The sequence below is a fragment of the Marinococcus tarijensis genome (assembly GCF_054971385.1).
On record NZ_JBQOJA010000074.1, the window covers coordinates 1 to 1,501 of the forward strand.

Below are 1,501 nucleotides of genomic sequence, written 5' to 3' on the forward strand. Positions count from 1 at the left end.
GGGGCTGTCCCAAAAATAGGACAGCCCCCCTTTTCTATGCGCAAACAAAGAAAGAGATCATCCTTGAATGATATGGTTAAGTCACGACAACCTCCATACGACAAGGATGATCTCTTATGTTTACTGATGATAACACAACGGTTGCTACCCTTCCAACAGCTCTGGAAGCTATGATCCCCGACGGGGATCTGGTACGGATCGTTAATGATACTATTGACCGCCTGACCGAGCGGTTTGAGGCGTCTCCGGATGCCTCCCGGGGGCGGCCGGCCTACTCACCTCAAATCATGACAAAAATCGTCATCTATGCCTACGCCCGGGAGTGGTATTCGGCCCGGGCGATCGAGCAAGCGCTGCAGGAAAACCTCCGCATGATGTGGCTGGCCGGGGGCCGGACGCCCAACTTCCGAACCATCAACCGATTCCGCTCTGATCAGATGCAGGAACGGATCACGCCACTGTTTCACCACGTGGTTCAGGAACTGCTCGACCACCAGCTGATTACCGGAGACCATTATTTTCTGGACGGGACCAAAATCGAGGCGGATGCCAACCGGTATACGTTTGTATGGCGCAAGTCCACCGTCCGGCATGACCAGCGCCTCCAAGAGAAATTGGCAGCGCTCTGGCAGGAAGTTGCTCCGTTTCTGTCGCTGCCCGACGGGCAGGAACGGATCGACACGGACGTGCTGCGGGCCGCCGCGGTCCAAATAGCCGGACGCCAGGAGGAGGCTAGGCAGCGTCAGGCCGACGCGGCCTCTCCCGACGAGCGCCGGGAAGCTAAAGTCGAGGTAAAGTGGTGGCGGAAACGTCACCGTCAGATCGAGCGGGATTATCTGCCGCGGCTGGTCAAATACGAGCGGTACCTGGCGACCTTCGCCGGGCGCAACAGCTTTTCGAAAACCGATCCGGATGCCACGTTTATGCGGATGAAAGACGACCACATGGGGAACGGCCAACTGAAACCGGGGTACAATATCCAAATGGGCACGGAAAACCAGTACATTGTTGGCTATACGGTGCACCCCAATCCCACCGACACGCGTTGTTTGGTTCCGCATCTGACGATGCTGGACGAGCGTCCGCTCCCGTTTCCAGGCCAAATCATTGCCGATGCCGGGTATGGTAGCGAACCCAACTACCTCACCCTGATCGAAGAGGCCATTCCGTTTTTGATTCCGTATCCCCGCATGCGTCAGGAACAGACCCGGGCCTTTCAGCGGGCCATCCATCCGGTGCAAAACTGGACCTATGACGAAAAGGACGACCTGTACTGGTGCCCGAATCATCGAAAAGTGCAGTTTCAAGCCTATGAGTGTCGGACCGACCGCTATGGGTACCAGCGGGACTTTAAGCGGTATGAAAGCGAAGACTGCAGCGAGTGTCCGTTGAAACCCCAATGCACCACGGCCCAGGGCAACCGCCAGGTCCGCATCAACCCGGTCTATGAAGAGGGCAAGGCGATCGCCCGCCGGGCGTTAACGAGCGACGAGGGAGCATC

1 protein-coding gene is annotated in these 1,501 nt (G+C 57.4%); it reads left to right on the top strand.

The window, feature by feature from the left end; all coding sequences use genetic code 11:
* Positions 1–116 precede the first annotated feature (116 nt).
* On the top strand, positions 117–1,501 hold a 1,385-nt coding region (locus ACTTK7_RS17200; RefSeq protein ID WP_462869325.1), incomplete at its 3' end, for an IS1182 family transposase.